General features: G+C 61.2%; 17 protein-coding genes and 2 tRNA genes. 7 read left to right on the forward strand and 12 right to left on the reverse strand.

All coding sequences use genetic code 11. The annotated features are described in order from the left end of the window. Positions 1-120: 120 nt before the first annotated feature. The 4 genes from H559_RS0117870 to H559_RS0117885 all read left to right on the forward strand — a co-directional run bounded on the left by H559_RS0117870 (position 121) and on the right by H559_RS0117885 (position 3,173). The gene (locus H559_RS0117870; RefSeq protein WP_028453805.1) at positions 121-1,731 is read left to right on the forward strand and encodes an NAD(P)/FAD-dependent oxidoreductase; all 1,611 of its coding nucleotides are present in this window, start codon (positions 121-123) and stop codon (positions 1,729-1,731) included. A 7-nt stretch (positions 1,732-1,738) separates the two neighbouring features. Next, on the forward strand, positions 1,739-2,053 hold the full coding sequence (locus tag H559_RS0117875; RefSeq protein WP_155845482.1) for a hypothetical protein: 315 nt from the start codon (positions 1,739-1,741) through the stop codon (positions 2,051-2,053). A gap of 263 nt (positions 2,054-2,316) precedes the next feature. After that, positions 2,317-2,550, forward strand: a complete 234-nt coding sequence (locus H559_RS0117880) for a DUF2061 domain-containing protein (protein ID WP_028453807.1) — start codon at positions 2,317-2,319, stop codon at positions 2,548-2,550. 386 nt (positions 2,551-2,936) lie between these two features. Then, positions 2,937-3,173 carry a DUF2789 domain-containing protein gene (locus H559_RS0117885; RefSeq protein ID WP_028453808.1) on the forward strand — a complete coding sequence of 79 codons (237 nt, stop codon included), beginning with the start codon at positions 2,937-2,939 and terminating at the stop codon, positions 3,171-3,173. A gap of 93 nt (positions 3,174-3,266) precedes the next feature. On the opposite strand, the gene H559_RS0117890 is transcribed toward H559_RS0117885, so the two are convergent. The 3 genes from H559_RS0117890 to H559_RS0117900 all read right to left on the reverse strand — a co-directional run bounded on the left by H559_RS0117890 (position 3,267) and on the right by H559_RS0117900 (position 5,631). Beyond that, on the reverse strand, positions 3,267-4,283 hold the full coding sequence (locus H559_RS0117890) for a class I SAM-dependent rRNA methyltransferase (protein ID WP_028453809.1): 1,017 nt from the start codon (positions 4,281-4,283) through the stop codon (positions 3,267-3,269). Between the two features lie 67 nt (positions 4,284-4,350). Beyond that, entirely contained in the window at positions 4,351-4,815 is a 465-nt protein-coding gene (locus tag H559_RS0117895) for an AtaL-like protein (protein WP_028453810.1), read from the reverse strand. A 99-nt stretch (positions 4,816-4,914) separates the two neighbouring features. Further along, complete coding sequence (locus H559_RS0117900; RefSeq protein ID WP_245579405.1) at positions 4,915-5,631, reverse strand: helix-turn-helix domain-containing protein; 717 nt, start codon at positions 5,629-5,631, stop codon at positions 4,915-4,917. 135 nt (positions 5,632-5,766) lie between these two features. On the opposite strand from H559_RS0117900, the gene H559_RS22055 reads away from it, so the two are divergent. Both H559_RS22055 and H559_RS0117910 read left to right on the forward strand, forming a co-directional pair. Then, positions 5,767-6,555 (forward strand): hypothetical protein, encoded by a 789-nt coding sequence (locus tag H559_RS22055; RefSeq protein ID WP_051279782.1) that lies wholly within the window; start codon positions 5,767-5,769, stop codon positions 6,553-6,555. 22 nt (positions 6,556-6,577) lie between these two features. Then, positions 6,578-6,654: transfer RNA gene (locus H559_RS0117910), tRNA-Arg, on the forward strand. A gap of 40 nt (positions 6,655-6,694) precedes the next feature. On the opposite strand, the gene H559_RS21145 is transcribed toward H559_RS0117910, so the two are convergent. The 8 genes from H559_RS21145 to H559_RS0117950 form a co-directional block, all read right to left on the reverse strand. Then, complete coding sequence (locus H559_RS21145; RefSeq protein WP_051279784.1) at positions 6,695-8,011, reverse strand: GGDEF domain-containing protein; 1,317 nt, start codon at positions 8,009-8,011, stop codon at positions 6,695-6,697. An 11-nt stretch (positions 8,012-8,022) separates the two neighbouring features. Next, on the reverse strand, positions 8,023-9,786 hold the full coding sequence (locus H559_RS21150) for an isomerizing glutamine--fructose-6-phosphate transaminase (RefSeq protein ID WP_051279786.1): 1,764 nt from the start codon (positions 9,784-9,786) through the stop codon (positions 8,023-8,025). Between the two features lie 47 nt (positions 9,787-9,833). After that, positions 9,834-11,018 (reverse strand): ABC transporter permease, encoded by a 1,185-nt coding sequence (locus H559_RS0117925; RefSeq protein ID WP_028453812.1) that lies wholly within the window; start codon positions 11,016-11,018, stop codon positions 9,834-9,836. 10 nt (positions 11,019-11,028) lie between these two features. Continuing rightward, positions 11,029-12,192: an ABC transporter permease gene (locus tag H559_RS0117930; RefSeq protein ID WP_028453813.1), complete on the reverse strand. Its 1,164-nt coding sequence runs from the start codon at positions 12,190-12,192 to the stop codon at positions 11,029-11,031. Between the two features lie 259 nt (positions 12,193-12,451). Next, positions 12,452-13,336, reverse strand: a complete 885-nt coding sequence (locus H559_RS22060; protein ID WP_051279788.1) for a beta-1,6-N-acetylglucosaminyltransferase — start codon at positions 13,334-13,336, stop codon at positions 12,452-12,454. A 65-nt stretch (positions 13,337-13,401) separates the two neighbouring features. Next, positions 13,402-13,896 carry a YbaK/EbsC family protein gene (locus H559_RS0117940; RefSeq protein ID WP_028453814.1) on the reverse strand — a complete coding sequence of 165 codons (495 nt, stop codon included), beginning with the start codon at positions 13,894-13,896 and terminating at the stop codon, positions 13,402-13,404. Between the two features lie 115 nt (positions 13,897-14,011). Next, the gene (locus H559_RS0117945; protein WP_028453815.1) at positions 14,012-14,704 is read right to left on the reverse strand and encodes an ABC transporter ATP-binding protein; all 693 of its coding nucleotides are present in this window, start codon (positions 14,702-14,704) and stop codon (positions 14,012-14,014) included. Further along, positions 14,701-15,909, reverse strand: coding sequence for an efflux RND transporter periplasmic adaptor subunit (locus tag H559_RS0117950; protein ID WP_028453816.1), 1,209 nt, complete (start codon positions 15,907-15,909; stop codon positions 14,701-14,703). The genes H559_RS0117945 and H559_RS0117950 overlap by 4 nt, the downstream gene beginning before the upstream one ends. Before the next feature lie 199 nt (positions 15,910-16,108). Here H559_RS0117950 and H559_RS0117955 point away from each other — a divergent pair. Continuing rightward, positions 16,109-16,202: transfer RNA gene (locus H559_RS0117955), tRNA-Ser, on the forward strand. A 395-nt stretch (positions 16,203-16,597) separates the two neighbouring features. On the opposite strand, the gene H559_RS0117965 is transcribed toward H559_RS0117955, so the two are convergent. Beyond that, positions 16,598-16,879: integrase core domain-containing protein (locus H559_RS0117965; protein WP_028453817.1), on the reverse strand; the 282-nt coding region annotated here is incomplete at its 5' end.

The raw sequence follows: 16,879 nt of genomic DNA on the forward strand, positions 1-16,879 counted from the left end.
CCTTGTCTTCGCAAGTCTCGCTCGTTTCAATTCTGCGCAGAAAACTGACCCGCCGCTTGTGGCGGGTTTTGCTTTTGTTTCACTCCCTGTTGACTAGCCAGCAACCACTTGGAACCCGCCATGATACGTATTGCCGAACTCAAGCTGCCGCTTGAACATTCCCCCGAAGAACTGCACGCCGCCATTCTCGAGCGCCTTGGCATCAAGGCTGGCGAACTTGCCGGCTTTACGGTTCACAAGCGTAGTTTCGACGCGCGGCGTGGCGTGATGGCGCTGACCTACATCATCGATGCCGAGGTCGCCGGCGAGGCCAGAATTCTGGCCCGCTTCAAGGCCGACCCGCACATCAGTGCCACGCCGGACATGAGTTATCACTTTGTCGGCCAGGCACCGGCAAATCTGCCGCACCGCCCCGTGGTGGTGGGCTTCGGTCCCTGTGGCATTTTTGCCGCGCTGATTCTGGCGCAGATGGGCTTCAAGCCCATCGTGCTCGAACGTGGCCGGGAAGTCCGCAAGCGTACGCAGGATACCTGGGGGCTGTGGCGCAAGAATGTGCTGAATCCCGAATCGAACGTGCAGTTCGGCGAAGGCGGTGCCGGCACCTTCTCGGACGGCAAGCTCTATAGCCAGATCAAGGACCCGCGCCATCTGGGCCGCAAGGTGCTGGAAGAGTTCGTGAAGGCCGGTGCCCCGGAAGAAATCCTGTGGCTGGCCAAGCCGCACATCGGTACGTTCAAGCTGGTCGGCATGGTCGAGAAAATGCGTGCCGAGATCATTGCGCTGGGCGGTGAAATCCGCTTCGAGTCGCGCGTGACGGACCTGATTCTGGAAGACAAGGGCGAGGTCAAGCAGCTGCGTGGCGTGGTGCTCGCCAACGGCGAAGAAATCCGCAGCGATCATGTGGTGCTGGGCCTGGGGCACAGCGCGCGCGATACTTTCGAAATGCTGCATCAGCGCGGCGTATTCATGGAAGCCAAGCCGTTCTCGGTCGGGTTCCGCATCGAACACCCGCAGTCACTGATTGATAAAGCCCGCTGGGGCAAATATGCCGGCAATGAAATCCTCGGCGCGGCGGATTACAAGCTGGTGCATCACGCCAGCAATGGCCGCGCGGTGTACAGCTTTTGCATGTGCCCGGGCGGAACCGTCGTGGCCGCGACCAGTGAGGAGGGTCGCGTCGTGACCAACGGCATGAGCCAGTATTCGCGCAATGAGCGCAACGCCAATTCTGGGCTGGTCGTCAGCATCGATCCGAGCGATTACCCGGGTGGCGCCATGGCGGGCATCGAATTCCAGCGCGCGCTGGAGAGCCACGCCTATGTGCTGGGGGGCAGCAACTACAATGCCCCGGCGCAGCTGGTGGGCGATTTTCTGGCCGGCCGGCCGTCGACGGCGGTTGGCGCGGTTGAGCCGTCCTACAAGCCGGGCGTGACCTGGACTGACCTGAGCACTGCCTTGCCCGATTTCGCCATTGCCGCCATGCGCGAGGCGATTCCCGCCATGGCGAAAAAAATCCGCGGTTATGACATGCACGACGCCGTGCTCACCGGCGTGGAAACGCGCACCTCGTCACCGCTGCGCATTACGCGCGGTGAAGATTGCCAGAGCCTGAATGTGCGCGGCCTGTATCCGGCTGGCGAGGGGGCTGGGTATGCGGGCGGGATTTTGTCGGCCGGCGTGGACGGCATCAAGGTAGCCGAGGCGCTGGCGCTGGATATGCTGAAAGCCTGATACATTAATGGGTATTGGTTTGATGACTTTTTATTTGAAAGGTCATAGCTATATACCCTTCAATTTATGGGGCCATGAAGTATGGCCTGGTATGGCGCCTGTTCTGCCTGGGGACGCAGGCCGTGGCCGCCACCAGCAAACCGGCAAAACCGCTGCCGGCCCAGGTGGCCGCCTTATCAGCGAGCGCGAAGCCTGCGAGCATTTTCTCGTAGAACCCATCGAGGGAAACCGTGCCAAGCAACGTTCCCGCAGCGCTTATGCGCAGCAGAACATCGATATTTACTGCAGCGGCACGGACCGGCGCCTGGCCGCGCTACCATAAAGATGAGGCCATACAGGCACGGCTGGCGCCATTCGAGTCTGTGATTGAGGCGGGTTGCCGGGCGGTGGACTGGTGATACGGTCCTCCGAAGTCTGAGCCAGTGTGGCTGCGGGCCCGCTGGGAACAAGGCGAAAGCATGGCAATGCGCCGAAGCCTGTGACTGCACGGATTAGTTTTTATCTATGGCTTGGTTTGTGGCAATTGATTAGATTGATTTAATGAGAATTCATATCATTCACTCAATCACCGGGCAGGAGCCAGCCATGTTCAAGACCATCACCTTCGCCATTACCCATTTCACCGTCGCCTTCGCGGTGGCGTATGTTCTGACCGGCAGCTTCGGCATTGCCAGCCTGCTGGCGCTAGTCGAGCCCATGGTCAACACCGTGGCCTACCATTTTCACGAGAAAATCTGGGAAGGTATCCGCGGACGCAGGCAGCAGGAGAAAAGCGCAGCAGGGGGCGTGATCAGCCACTTCGGCCATCCGGCGCATTGAATTCGTCGCAGGATGGGCCATTCGTCAGCCACTTGCCAGGCTGCATATTCATGCGCCAGGCGGCTGGCTAGGCTTAGGTTCTGTTGATGTTTTGTTTGCGCTGCCCGCTGGAGCGATTTTTGCGCCGAATCAAGGCGTGGCGAGCGCAGCATAACCGGTTATGTCAGCGAAGCAACAACGCGGAGTCGGCGCAAAAAGCGCCCAGCCGGATGTTCATGTCAGAAAGCCGGTTTGGCTGCTTTTGGCCTGACACGGCGTTGCAAAGCCCTTGCATAGAACGACTATGCGACGGGCTTCGCGCCTTGTTTCAGGCCAAAAACAGCACAAACGGGCAGCGTAAACAAAGCGCCAACAGAACCGAAAGACCAGTCAAACCGGAGCGAGCCATGGAAACGCTGCATGCCGATCTGCCCACCCTGTTTGCCCAGCTTGGCCTGCCAACCACACCCGCAGCCATCCGGGCCTTCATTGCCTCGCATGTATTGCCGCCGGGTGTCGCGCTGCCTGATGCAGCATTTTGGCGTGCGTCACAGGCAGATTTTCTGCGCGAGGCGCTGGCGGAGGACTCGGAATGGGCCGAAGTGGTGGACGAGCTGGCCTTGCTGCTGTCGCGGGAAAGCTGAGCCCAACGAGCGACCTGTCCCTTATTTTGCAAGGGTATTGCCATGCAGCCATTTAAAGTATTGGGCTGTGGAGCAATACCCTATACGAAGCGTTTATACGTGCAGAAGAACGATTTTCAGCGGGTGCTTGCCGTCCGGGCTGGGGAAGTCGCCCTCCGGCGTGATCCATTCGTGCGATACGATGGGGCGGCCCGCCTTGCCGGCGGCGCGCTCCAGCGCTGCCAGCCAGGCCTCCGCGTCCACTTCGGCGACATTGTTGCAGCAGATCAGCATGCCGCCTGGCGCCGTGCACAGCAGCGCCGGCTTGAACAGGGCCTGGTAGTCGTTGACGAGGTCGACAACGCCGAAGGGGCTTTTCGCGTAGCGAGGCGGATCGAGGAACACCAGATCGAATTCGGTCTTTTCCAGTTGCGGGAAGGACGGCATGCGCTTGCCGCGCACCATTTTCGGCTGGCCGATGCCGGCGTACTGGCGCAGCGCGGCAAACGCGTCGCTCTGGATGAAGCGCGGACGGATCGGCAGGTCGTTCAGCTTGGCGTTGTCCTTGCCGACCGCGAGGCTTGATTCGGCAAAATCGACGTTCACGACAAAGCGGGCACCGGCCTTGGCGGCGGCAATGCCGACTCCGCAGGTATAGGCAAAGAGGTTGAGCACCGACTTGCCGGCGCATTCCTGCATCACGCGGCGACGTGCGGCGCGCAGATCGAGAAAGAGCCACGGGTCCTGCCCGCTGTGCCGCGCCTGGATCTGGTAGCGCACGCCCAGCTCTTCGGCGATGTGCAGTGTCTGGGCGGCAGCTTCGTCGTCGGCAGCAAGCGGGTTGCCGATGCGTGAATTGCTGGCGCTGCGGTCGTTGTAGATCAGGGCGAGGCCGGGATAGGGCTTGGCATAGAAGGTACGAATGGTCGTCAGCTGTTCGGCATCGAGCGGTGCATGAAAGCTCTGCACCAGCAGCAGATCGCCATAGCGGTCAACGGTGAGGCCGGGTTCGCCCTCGACGCTGCCGTGAAAGAGGCGGTAGGCGGTGGTGTGCTCCGCGTGCAGCTGTGACAGCAGCGCAGTGCGTGCAGCAAATGCTGCGGCGAGGTGTTCGCCTAGGGATGTGGTCATGGGGCAGGTCCGGAAAAGGAAAGAATGCAGGAGGGCCGGGCGGTAACGGGTGCCTGGCCGGGTATCATCAGCCCAGCAGGCCTTCAGTGGCGAGCTGGCGGATCAGCATGACGGTGGCAAGGTCACTGTCCTGCCAGGCCTGGCGCAGGTAGCCCAGCAGATGCGTTTCATCGGGAGCGACCTCGTGCGGTGTATCGTAGCTGAAGCGCACGAATAGCGCGCCCGCCTCGGGCTCCTCGATCTGCATGCGCAGCGTGCCGCCGCCATGCTGTTCGCCGGGCTGGGTGTGATAGAGCACGGCGTGCTCGTGCTTCAGCGTGATGTGGTCGACGACGACCAGTGCGCCGAAGTGCATTTCACGCTTCAGGGCGTGTTCGCTGCGCTCGATGATGATGACCTCATCGAGCTGCTCCATGAAGCGCTGCGGCTCGCAGGCGCGCAGCACCAGGCCTTGCCAGAGCTGGTTGCGGGTCAGTTGCTCCAGATGCGGAGCATTCAGGTCGTTAACCTGGATCAGGTGTTCATGCTGCATGAAAATTCCGGCGCAGTAGTGTACGCAAAAGGCGATTGTACGCTGTGGCGGCCTTTTGTGCCGTGCGCGCTGTCGGCTCTGCCGGAATGGGAGCTGGTTTTACGCGTCGCGGCGGCGCAGTGCGCTGAACGCCGAGGGCTCCCATTCGCGCATGGCCAGCAGGAGGCCGGTGCCATGGCGCTCGTCGAGCGGCTGCTGCAGGCTGGTGCGGTGCTGCTCGGAAAATTCCTGCCTTACCTTTTCCAGCAGTTTGGTAACACGCTGGCGGGCGGCTTCGGTCAGCATGCCCTGCGTGAATACATATTGTCCGGGCGGGAAGGGGGCGCTCAGGTAATCGTGCTCGGCGCGCTCGCGGAAGAAGGTCTGGATCGGGCCATTGGGCAGCCAGCGGAAATCGCGCGCCACTTTCAGGCGAATGCGGTTGCCCGGCAAGAGGTCAATCAGGCCGATGCGGTCAAGCCGGGTAAGGGCCAGAATGATTTCCGGTTCGGTGAGCGTGAAGCGGGTGCGGATGTCTTCCATTGTCCAGTGGTTCAGCACGCACACGGCGACCAGCAGCAGCTTCAGGTCGGCGACAACTTCACGTTCCTGCTGCTCGGTCAGTTGCGGCAGTTTTTCGCTTTGCAGCGCGGTTTCCTGCGCCAGTTCGGCGATGGTCATGCCGGCCAGCGCCGTAACCTCGGCCAGCCGCTCCAGCGTGACACGGGGGCTGGCGAACATGCGCTTGATGCTGGCTTCAGACACATCAAGCCGCGCGGCCAGGTCTTTCTGCGTGATGCCTTGCGCCTTGAGCCGCTTGCGCAAGAACTGCAGCATTTGTTCGGTTTCCTGCATGATCGGTGCAAATCCTGCAACATGACAGGCCAGATTCTGCCACGAATGCCATTGTATTTGGGTTTTCCGGTGCACTGATGCAAGCTGGGTGTGACCGTACCGAAAGAGGAGTTGCCCGTGTCGCCGAATGCCCGTTTACGCCCGGCCCTGCTGATCGGCTGCCTGCTCATGCTGGCGCTTGCCGTGCATGGACCGATTGCCCAGTATGCGCATTATCACGACTTTGCCGACCGGCGTGCCTGGCTGGGGCTCTCCAATGCCGCCGATGTGCTGTCCAATGCCGGTTTCGTGCTGGCCGGATTGTGGGGTGTGCTCAGCGTGCTGCAACGCGAGGCGCCGCCCGGCGGACGTTTCGGCTGGTTGCTGGCGTTCGGAGGGATGGCGCTGACCGGACTGGGGTCGGGCTGGTATCACCTGCAGCCGGATGACCATACCCTGATCTGGGATCGCCTGCCGATTGCGCTGGCCTGTGCCGGCTTGTTGGCAGCCGTGGGGAGTGAGCTGCATGGCCGCGTACGTGCGCTATGGCCTGCGCTTTGGCTTGCTTTCTGGGCTGTATCCAGCGTGATCTGGTGGGCCTGGGACGGAGATCTGCGGCCTTATCTGCTGCTGCAGGCCCTGCCGCTTATCCTGTTGCCGCTATGGTACTGGCAGATGCAGCGCCGAGTTACCGAGCAACTGCTGGTGTTCGGAGCATCGCTTTGCTATGTGCTGGCCAAGATCGCCGAGCTGCAGGATCACCGCTGGTTCCTGCTGCTCGATGGCATGATGTCCGGGCATACACTCAAGCATGTTTTTGCCACTCTGGCCTGTGGCATGCTGGTGATGGCTTACCGGGTAGGGCATTTTTCGCAGAAGGGGCTTGCCAAGCCGGCTGTTGGCCGGTATAGTTCTGCCTCTCTGTAAGGCGAATGTCTTGCAAGGCTGCGCGCCCGTAGCTCAGTTGGATAGAGTATTTGGCTACGAACCAAAGGGTCGGGCGTTCGAATCGCTCCGGGCGCGCCACAATTTAGAAAGCCGCTTTCCGCAAGGAAAGCGGCTTTTTTCATTGCTGCTCGCCGGGTGCCTTTGCCAGCCTGACGCAGTTCCTGCCCCCATGCTTGGCAGCATACAGGGCTGTATCGGCGCGTTCGAGGCAATCGCTCAGTGTTTCCTCGCCAAATTCGGCTACGCCAAAGCTGCAGCTCAGCTTGATGCGGGCTGGCCATTCATGCAGAAGAACGACTTCCCGCAGTTTCTCGGCCAGTTGCATGGCCTGATCCTGCCCGGTGTGCGGCAGCAGCAGCAGGAACTCTTCACCGCCCCAGCGGATCAGCGCATCGCTGTTGCGGATGTGCTGCTGAACCAGTTGAACAAGGGTGATCAGCACCGCGTCGCCGATCTGGTGGCCGTATTGGTCGTTGACCTGCTTGAAGTGGTCGATGTCAAAGAACACCATGCTGAAGCCGGTGCCGCTATCCTCCGTTTCCTTGCGCAGGGAAAAGAGCAGGTCCGCCGCTCCCGTGCGGTTCAGTGCGCCCGTCAGCGTGTCGGTGCGGGCCAGATTGCGATAGGCTTCACCTTCAAAAACCAGGCTGTGGTTGAGCTCGCGCAGCTGTCTTTCATTCTGGAGATGGGCCAGTAGTCGTCGCAGCAGAAAGATCAGTGCGGCACTCACCCACAGCCCGATCAGCAGGGCATAGAAGGTGCTGCGCGCGAGCCAGCGCCCCTCGAATTCGATGCTGTGTACCGTGATCTGGTAAGGGCCTGGCTTGGCATTGCCTCCGGTGGCAATCTCGATAGCCGTGACATTGTCGAATTCCGGCTGGCTGAGTTCCAGCGGAATCTGCTGATCGTTCAGCCACCAGGTTGCAACCTGGAAGTAGCGCAGGGAAACATCCAGCCCCTCCGGGTAGCGCCGCGGGTCGTATTCGATCTGGTTGACCTTCAGGCTTTCTGCCGGCTTGCCCGGCACATAGGCCGGGTTAAAGTTGCGCAGATAGACACGAACCGTATCGCCGGGCGGTGCCACATAACCCAGTTTGATGCGGATGCGGTCGTAATCTTCCAGATTGATGCCCTTGCCGTTTTCCCCGAGCGTGATGCCCGTCTCGCAATAAGGCCATTCGAACTTGGGACGCAACTCGCAATCCAGTACGCTGCCTTCGGGTGTTACTCTAATACTGCTTGAGGTATTGCCTCCTTGTATCCGGTCATCAATGGCTTTGGAGCTATACCCCTGTTCCTGATTGATGACCAGTGTCTTGATCATCAGCACTTCATACACGGGGAGGCTGATCAGCGTCACCAGCAACAGAACGATGATGACATTGACGGCGCTGGTGAGCGGACGGCTGGATGGGGCTGGCGTGATGGTCAGCATGAATGTCGGCCCTATCCGGCCGCAGCCGGAATTTCGCTGTCTTGCGATTTGGCCAGATTGCGCGGCGTGTCGATGTCGTTGCCGCGGATGACCGCGCAATAGTAGGCCAGCAACTGCAGTGCCACGGTATAGATCAGCGGGCTCAGATCGGTCAGGCCGGCAGGCAGGCGGATAACGTGAAAGCGCTCGACTGGCGCGAGTGCCGCGTCGGTAAAGGCAAAGATCTCGCCGGATCGGGCGCGAACTTCCTGCAGGTTGGCGAGTGCCTTTTCCGCATGCAGGTTCCAGGGCAGGCAGGCCACGACAGGCAGTGAGCCATCCACCAGCGTGATGGGGCCGTGCTTCAGTTCGCCGGCCGGAAAGCCTTCCGCGTGCAGGTAGGCAACTTCCTTCAGCTTGAAGGCACCTTCCATGGCAACAGGGTAGTGAATGTTGCGACCGATCACGAAGAGATTCTGCTGTCGCGCCAGCCGCTGTGCCCACTCCCTGATCAGCGGAGCCAGTTGCAGGGTGGCATTGATGAGGGCCGGCAGCCTGAGCATTTCTTCGCGGGCTTCCTGTTCGCGCTCGGCGCTGACGCGGCCGCGTGCGCGGCCAAGTGCAAGGGCAAGCTGATAGAGCGCCAGCAGTTGCGCGGTAAACGTTTTGGTCGAGCAGATCGCGCGTTCGATGCCGGCAGACGGCAGGATGTGGTATCGCGCCAGCTTCACCAGCGAACTGCTGGCGGTATTGCTGATGGCTACCGAGCACTGCAATCCTTGTGCTTGCGTGTGGCGCAGCGAAGCGAGCGTGTCTGACGTTTCCCCCGATTGCGAGATGGCGATGACCAGAGTGTGCAGCGGTGGCTGCGTATCGCGATAGCGGTATTCGCTGGTGAGTTCGACCTGGACGGTGACGCCCCCCAGTGTTTCCAGCCAGTAGCTGGCAATCTGCGCACTGTGAAAGCTGGAGCCACAGGCCAGCAGCAGAACGTGCGAGATTCCGGCCAGCTCCTGCCGTAAGGCTGGACTGATCTGGCTTTGTCCCTGTACTTCCTGGCTTGCCAGACTGGCCAGTACGCCGGGCTGGGCGTAGATTTCTTCCAGCATGAAATGGGGTAAGCGAGCCTGCTGCGAAGAGGGCAGCAGGGCGACCGGATGCAGGCTGCCATCGCCATGCAGGGCCACGGGCGCTTCCTTGCCGAAACGCAGCACTTCACCGCTTTGTACCGTGTGGGTCTGGCTGCAGAGCTGGCGGACCAGCGAAAGTTCGCTGCCGCACAGCTGCAATTGCCCGTTGCGAACACCCAGGTGCAGTGGCCAGCCGAGGCTGCAGGCGTAGAGTTCGTCAGGGGCATTCAGCTGATGAACGATCAGGCCAAGATAGCCCTTGAGGCGCTGGCGCAGTTGCAGCAGGGCTTCGGCCATTGTTTCGGTGGCAAGCAGCGCCCGCAATTGTCCGAGCAGGACTTCCGCAATGCCGGCGGTCGCAGCCAAACCGACTTCCCTGGCAAGAGCTGCGTGGTTTTCCAGTGCGCCCAGAGCGGCGACGACCAAGCCACCTGCATGGCTGGCAAGTTGCAGCTCCGGTGCGCTGCCATGGCAGAGCATGGCCCAGCGCGACTGGGCTTCAACGGGCGGAATCGTGTCGGCCTGCAACCCTTTTTGTGTTGCCAGCTGCCCCCGGTCTTCGTAGACCAGGCATGCTGTACTGGCGGGCGAAGTCTGCCGGGGCTGGAGTTCGCTAACGGAGGGCAGGATGTCGAAGGGCGCATACAGGGCGAGGATTTCTGGCATGAGGCGATCCGTGGGTGGGCGCGGCAGACGGGTATTCCAGTCGGGTGTCAGGCTGTGCGCAGGGCGTCGATGATCTTCATCCTAGACGCCTGCAGCGCAGGAAGAAAGCCGCCGAGAAAGCCCATGGCAAGTGCAAACGTCAGGCTGGCGGCAATGATGCCGGGCGTCAGCGTGAAACTGAACGCCAGCTCGGCAAAAGTCTGCCAGTTCATGGTGGATACCGTGAAGAACTGCATGCCGGATGCGACCGTCACCCCGGCCAGCCCGCCGACCAGCCCCAGCAACAGCGCCTCCAGCAGAAACGCCAGCAGAATGCTGCTGCGCCGGAAGCCGATCGCCCTCAGCGCGCCGATTTCGCGTACGCGGTTGGCAACAGACGAATACATGGTGATCGTGGCGCCGATGATGGCGCCCACCGAGAAAATCACCGTCAGGGTCAGCCCGAGAATGCTGATGAAGGTAGCCATCACTTTCGATTGTGCCGCGTAGAAGTCATTTTCGCGCTGTACCTCGATGGTCAGTCGCTTGTCCGCTTTGACTGCACTGGCGAGCGCATCGAAGTGGTCGGGTCTGTCGAGCCGGAAAATGGCCGAAGAATACATGCCGCTGCGGCGGAAGGCCTGCTGCATCTGTTCGCTGTCACCCCAGATTTCCGAATTGAAGCCGGTCTTGCCGGCATCGAATATGCCCACTACCAGCCAGTCGCGACGGGCAAAGCGCAGCGTGTTGCCGATGGCAACGCCGGCAAAACCGTCGGCAATGCTGCGCCCGACGATGATTTCATTGCTGCCGGGCCGGAAAGTCCGCCCTGAAGCCAGCTTCAGCTGGGGGCGCAGGGCAAGCCCGGTAGCGCTGGTGCCGCGTATCGTGACATTGCTGGGTTGGCCGCTCTGCTTTTTCGGCAGTGAATTGAGCACCAGCGTTTCGCGTACAAAATACGGATGGCCAGTCGCATCCCGTGCGATCTGGGGCTGGGTCGAGAGCGCATCGAGTTCAGTCAGTGGCAGGCCGCTCTGGACTTCAGTCTGAGAGCCGGCCCGTATGGCAATCACGTTCTGCGGGCTGCCTGTTTCTACCAGTGTTTCACGCAGGCCCGCTTCCAGCATCAGCACCGTGGCGAAGACAAAGACCACCAGACCCATGCCGCCAGCAGTCAGGGCCGTGGTCAGCCGGCGCGTGAGCAGATTGCGCCAGACATACGCTAGCGGAACGCCTCGCAGTCGCTGCATCATGTGATCTTCCTCACGTAATGGCCCTCAAGCCGTCGACGATGCGGATGTGCATCGCCCTCGCGGCCGGCAGGATGGCGGCGGAGAGCCCGATGACGAGTGCAGCCAGCACCTGCTGTTCGACGGTGCTGGTGGCAACCTGGAAAACCGGGAAGAAATTGTCGAGCTTGCTGCCGATCACGCCGGCAAGTGGCGGAGTGAGCAAAATGCCCAGGCCGCCGCCGGCGAGCGCCAGTGCCAGCGATTCGGCCAGGACCAGCCAGCCCACTGTGGCGGGAGGAAAGCCCAGCGCCTTCAGCGTGGCGTATTCGCTGCTGCGCTCGCGGGCTGCCATTGCCATGGTGTTGGCCATCACCGCCATGATGATGAGGATCACCACATAGGACACGATCTGGATGGCCTTCACAATGGCACCAGTCATCGCGACAAAGCTCATCTGGAAGGCTTTTTCCGTTTCGGTCAGCGTTTCAGCCAGCGAGTTGCGGAATTCAAGGTCAACCCGCTGGGAGACTCCGGCGGCCGATTCGCCCGGCGCAAAGCGGATTACGAAGACGCCGATCTGGTTGGCCCAGGCAGGCGCGCGGGCTTTGACTGCTTCGTTGAGATAATCCCAGTGCAGGAAAAACTGGTTTTCATCCGTGCTGGCATCGCGGCCTTGGTAGATGCCGCTGATGACGAACTCCCAGTTGCCGGTATAGATCGTGCCACGCAGCGGCACCGTGTCGCCGACCTGCCAGCCGAAGCGTTTGGCCAGCTTGGCACCGACGATCACACCACGCCGTTCGCGCTGAAAAGCGGCAAGTTCGTCAGGGCTGATGATGAATTCGGGATACAGGTCGAAATAGCTGTTGGCATCGACGGCAAACTGCGGGAAAAAATTGCTTTCATCGATGTAGACACCGCCAAACCAGTTAGCCCAGCTTACCGCCTCGACACCGGGTTGGGCACGGATTCGCTCGGCGTAGGCCAGCGGCATCGAAAAGGTCAGTGAAATGGCGTTGCGCGTGATCAGGCGGTTGGCGGCCGCCGCATCCACGCCGGCATACCAGGCTGAAATCACCGTCTGCAGCAGGCCGAAGGCCAGAATGGCGACGATGATGCCGGCCAGCGTCAGCAATGAGCGCAGGCGATGCCTGAGGGTATTGCGCAGCGCGAAGCGGATCAGAAGGGTTAGCACGATATACCTAGGCTCTGTTGAGGTATGATTATTTTTCACGCGACGGGCTATTTTGCCCTAGTGCAAGGCATTCGCCACGCCGCAGTATTGGGTACTGTCAGTGGCGAATAACGCCGCAATGGGGCAAAAGAGCCCGTCGCCCGCAGGGCAGTCCCGCCATTCTTGCCGGATGCTTTGTTGCCAATGCTCGTCAATACCCGTATTGACTTGCGCTTGGCTTCGCGCCCCGACAAGCTGGCGGGGCTGCGTAAAAAACTAATCAAACCTCAACAGAGCCTGGCTGGGTAATACCAAGCGCCTCGTCCAGCAGGCGGGCCGTTTCATCGTCGGGGGCAAATTTGCGGGCAAACAGTGCCGGGCTGCGGCAGAGCGCCGGAATATCGTCCGGCGTAAAGGTGCGCGGCGACCACGCGCCGTCGGGCCATTCGATGTGGCGCAGCGCGTTGGCCTGCAGGGCCGGGCGCAGCGGGCTGTGCCAGAGCAGTGTCTGGAAGAACATTTCATCAGGAACCAGCGTGCGGGCGAAAAACGCTTCCAGCCGCGGATTGGCGGAACAGCTTTCCAGTACAGTTCGTACGGCGGCGGCGGAGAGCATCCACCACTGGCTGCCGGCGCGAACCTCGCTCAGTGGCGCGGGCAATTGTCGCTGCCAGCCGAGGTGATGCGCGATTCGCTGCAGGCGTTGCAACAGCTTGCCGCGGCGTGTGCCATTCAGCGCTTCCGGGTGATGGCGCTGCCAGCGATACGCCACATCGAATTCTTCCGGCGCTTTCAGATCAATCCAGCCGGCTACGCCGGGCGTGGCCAGCGTCGCGCAGATCTGCGCATGGGTTTTGAGCGGGTAATCCTGTCCGGACAGCAGAATCGCCCAGTCGAAACCATCGGCTTGCGCGGCGCGCAGCAGGTCGAGTGTGGCGGCAACCAGCGAAAATCCGCCCCAGCGGCACGGCCGGCGGGCGATGAAGTGCACGCTATTACTGTTGCTGCTGGCGTAAACTGCATCCTCGATTTCCGTGTAACGCTCGGGCGGGGTGTTGGCATCGATGTGCAGATAGAAGCGCACGCCGGGCGCAGCCAGCCGCGCCACCAGTCGAGCCAGTTGCTGCGGGTGGGCGTGGGCAAGAATCAGGTAGGCGATGCGCATGGGTATGGTCAGTTTTCCTATTTATATATTGGGCTATGGATTGATAGGCTTGGGGGTATCTGGTTTCAGGATACCAGGGCGAGCTCGGCAGTCTGCTGCGCGGGCTGGCACACATCCACCCAGTGCCCATGCGTGATCGCGGCGAGGCGGGCAGGGCTTAGTCTGACCGCGCTGTGGACCGCGCCCGCAGCGGGGAGCACTTCGTCATACGCCTGCAGCGAAGCATCCAGATACACCGGCAGCGCGGTGGCAAGCCCGAAGGGACAGACGCCGCCGACCGGGTGGCCGGTGAGTGCCTCGACTTCTTCCGCTGGCAGCATGCGCCCCTTGCCGAAGCACTCCTTGAATTTGCGGTTGTCGATGCGGGCATCGCCGGCGGCCACCAGCAGGATGACGCGCTCACCACTCAGGCGAAACGCCAGCGTCTTGGCGATGCGCCCGGCTTCGACCCCGTGCGCTTCGGCAGCCAGTGCGACGGTTGCCGTGCTGGTTTCCAGTTCGATGATCGCCAGATCGATCTGGCGTGCCGCAAAGTCGGCGCGGACGGATTCAAGGCTCACGGTTCGGGTTTCCTTTATTCAATACATTGTGGCGTATATCTCTATAGCCAATTTTTCATAATGGCTGCAGGCATATACCCAGTGTCAATTTGTCTGGTACTCGGGTGCGGAGTTGTCATTGCCGGATTTCCAGGTGCGACAGCTCGCCTTTCTCCAGATGGCGCACCTGGCGCGCGGCGTCGGCTGCTTTCTGGTCGTGCGTGACCATCACGATCGTCTTGCCGGAATCACGGTTGAGCGTATCCAGCAGCGCGAGAATTTCCTCGCCGGATTTGCGGTCCAGATCGCCAGTGGGCTCGTCAGCGACGATCAGCGCCGGGTCGCTGACGATGGCGCGGGCAATCGCCACGCGCTGCTGCTGGCCGCCGGACAGCTCAGACGGATAATGCTTCACCCGGTCGGCAAGCCCGACCAGATCCAGCGCAAAGAGTGCGCGTTCGCGCCGTTCGCGGCGATTGAGCGGTGCCAGCAGCAGCGGCAGCTCGACATTTTCCAGCGCGGTGAGTACCGGCATCAGGTTATAGAACTGGAAAATGAAGCCGACATTCGCCGCGCGCCAGTCGGCCAGTTCGCGGTCATTCAGCCGGGCGATGTCGGTGCCGCCGACCAGAATCGCACCGCCACTGGGCTGGTCGATCCCGGCAATCAGGTTGAGCAGCGTTGATTTGCCCGAGCCGGACGGACCCATCAGCGCCAGATAGTCGCCGGGCATGATGTCGAAATGGATGTCGGTCAGCACCGGCAGCAGCTGGCCGCCGCGTTCGTAGTGTTTGCTGACGTGCTGCAGGCTGACGCTGGCGGTGCTCATGCTTTCTTCTCGACCACCTTGCTGCCGTCCCTGAGCGTATCCGCTGGCTTCAGGATGACAGTCTCGCCCGCCTTCAGGCCGCTGCGGACTTCGATCAGCTCGCCGAGTCTGGCGCCGGTTTCCACCTTGCGCGCGCTGGCGACGCCACTTGCCAGCACGAATGCCTGCCCGTTGCGGATGGCTGCCGGATTGACCGCCAGGCGGGGCTGGCGCTCATCACTTTTCAGCGGGCGCTCCAGAAAGGCAATCTTCGCGCCCATGTCGGGGAGGATGCGCGGGTCTTTTTCATCGAAGCGGATCTTGAATTTGACCGTGGCCTTGCTGCGGTCCACCGTGGGAACGATGCGCGCGACCGTACCGGCCAGCCGCAGATCGGGCAGGGCGTCGAGCTGGATTTCGACAGGCTGGCCGACTTTTGCCCTGGCCAGGCTGGTTTCCGATACGTCGGCCTCGACTTCCAGCGTGCCGAGGTCCGCCATCGTCACCACCGCCCCCTTGGAATTGCTGCTGGCGTTAAAAGGCGCGACCACATCGCCGACATCGGCTTCCTTGGTGAGCACCACACCGGAAAACGGCGCGCGGATGATGGTGTTGTCGAGCATGACCTGCGCATTGGCGACAACCGCTTCATTCATGGTGATCAGCGCCGCATTGGCGCGTTCACCGGCGGCGGCCTGCTGCGCACGGTTGCGGGCGGCATCAACCGCCGCTTGCGCGACAAAATTCTTGCTCGCCAGATCCTGCTGGCGTTTGAGCTGGAAGTCGGCATCGATGCGCTCGGCACGCGCCTGTTCGTACCGCGCGCGTGCGGCGAGCACATTGGCGCGGGCTTGATTGAGCTGCGCCTGCATGTCGGTATTTTCCAGCCGCGCAATGATGTCGCCTGCCTTGACGGCGCTGCCTTCGCGCACGCCCAGCCATTCCAGCCGGCCGGTGGCTTTCGAGGCGACGGCCGCCTTGGTGTCGGCAACCACATAGCCGGTAGCATTGAGCAGTGTCAGTGCCTGCGATGGCCAGGCGAGGCTGACCTGCGCCGTTTCCACCTCCTGCGGCTTGGTGGACTGCAGGAACAGTATCCCGCCGACCAGCAACAGAGTGGCGGCGCCCCAGAGTAAGGGCCTGCGCCAGCGCCGCGTGCGGCCGGGTTGGCCGGAGGGCGGTGCTGCGCGGTCAATGCGTAGCGCATGCAGTGATTTTTCAGCCATGGTGGCAGGGTCTCGGGGATGGTTTGCGTGCGGATGGAGCGGAAACATTCTAATTCTGATCCGCGTGCAGCCTCAATGTCCGATCCGTAAAAGAGGAAAACCGGCAGACATGGCACGACAGAACAACGGTTTATGGATAAATCCTGATGCTCCGGTTGACGAGTTTCCGGCTTCTCTATATTATCCGGCTTCCCTGAACGGAGACGTGGATGAGTGGCTGAAATCACTCCCCTGCTAAGGGAGCATAGGGGCCAAAACCTCTATCGAGGGTTCGAATCCCTCCGTCTCCGCCAGGAACCTACAACAAAGCCCTGATTATTCAGGGCTTTTTTGTTTTTGTTGTTTCCAGTATGCCATTCATGTTGAGCTTTGCTGGGGCTCCCTGACGCAAAATGAGATAACTGACATGCATGCTCGGTGCTTGGTGCGGGCTCGAGCGTTATGGAAACTCTGAACAAGTTCTGAGCCCAGCCCGTACAATGTGCACACACTGATGACATGGCAGCAATTTTGTGGACTGCTCGCGCTGTTTCATCTCAAGCTAGCACGTGGGCGACGTCCCTTCGAGCTCGAAACCATGCTGTGCATCTACTTGATGCAGCTGTGATTTGCCTTGTCTGACGAAATCCGGAATTCGCCCTACTAGGAAAGTGAGGTTACCCGCACTTTCCGGCTACCAAGGTAGCGGTTATGCGGCCAGCTTTTCTCGCTCCAGCCAGGCTGCGTAATGGGTTGCCGGTGATTCGTAATTCAGCGACGAATGCCGGCGCTTGCGATTGTAAAACACCTCGATGTAATCAAAGAGGTCTGCCTTGGCTGTCGCCCGCGTCGCGTAGCGCCGGTGGAATACCCGCTCGTTCTTCAGGCTGTTGAAGAAGCTCTCCATCGGCGCGTTGTCCCAGCAGTTGCCCTTGCGACTCATCGACACCGTCATGCCATAGTTACGCAGCAGTTGCTGGTAATCGTGGCT

The organism is Chitinilyticum aquatile DSM 21506, from assembly GCF_000430805.1.
GTDB classification, from domain to species: domain Bacteria; phylum Pseudomonadota; class Gammaproteobacteria; order Burkholderiales; family Chitinibacteraceae; genus Chitinilyticum; species Chitinilyticum aquatile.

Bases quoted from the DNA above. Each gene is read 5' to 3' on its own strand.
- H559_RS0117870 (WP_028453805.1), top strand. From the start codon at position 121: ATGATACGTATTGCCGAACTCAAGCTGCCGCTTGAACATTCCCCCGAA.
- H559_RS0117875 (WP_155845482.1), top strand. From the start codon at position 1,739: ATGGGTATTGGTTTGATGACTTTTTATTTGAAAGGTCATAGCTATATA.
- H559_RS0117880 (WP_028453807.1), top strand. From the start codon at position 2,317: ATGTTCAAGACCATCACCTTCGCCATTACCCATTTCACCGTCGCCTTC.
- H559_RS0117885 (WP_028453808.1), top strand. From the start codon at position 2,937: ATGGAAACGCTGCATGCCGATCTGCCCACCCTGTTTGCCCAGCTTGGC.
- H559_RS0117890 (WP_028453809.1), bottom strand. From the start codon at position 4,283: ATGACCACATCCCTAGGCGAACACCTCGCCGCAGCATTTGCTGCACGC.
- H559_RS0117895 (WP_028453810.1), bottom strand. From the start codon at position 4,815: ATGCAGCATGAACACCTGATCCAGGTTAACGACCTGAATGCTCCGCAT.
- H559_RS0117900 (WP_245579405.1), bottom strand. From the start codon at position 5,631: ATGCTGCAGTTCTTGCGCAAGCGGCTCAAGGCGCAAGGCATCACGCAG.
- H559_RS21145 (WP_051279784.1), bottom strand. From the start codon at position 8,011: ATGCTGACCATCACGCCAGCCCCATCCAGCCGTCCGCTCACCAGCGCC.
- H559_RS21150 (WP_051279786.1), bottom strand. From the start codon at position 9,786: ATGCCAGAAATCCTCGCCCTGTATGCGCCCTTCGACATCCTGCCCTCC.
- H559_RS0117925 (WP_028453812.1), bottom strand. From the start codon at position 11,018: ATGATGCAGCGACTGCGAGGCGTTCCGCTAGCGTATGTCTGGCGCAAT.
- H559_RS22060 (WP_051279788.1), bottom strand. From the start codon at position 13,336: ATGCGCATCGCCTACCTGATTCTTGCCCACGCCCACCCGCAGCAACTG.
- H559_RS0117945 (WP_028453815.1), bottom strand. From the start codon at position 14,704: ATGAGCACCGCCAGCGTCAGCCTGCAGCACGTCAGCAAACACTACGAA.
- H559_RS0117950 (WP_028453816.1), bottom strand. From the start codon at position 15,909: ATGGCTGAAAAATCACTGCATGCGCTACGCATTGACCGCGCAGCACCG.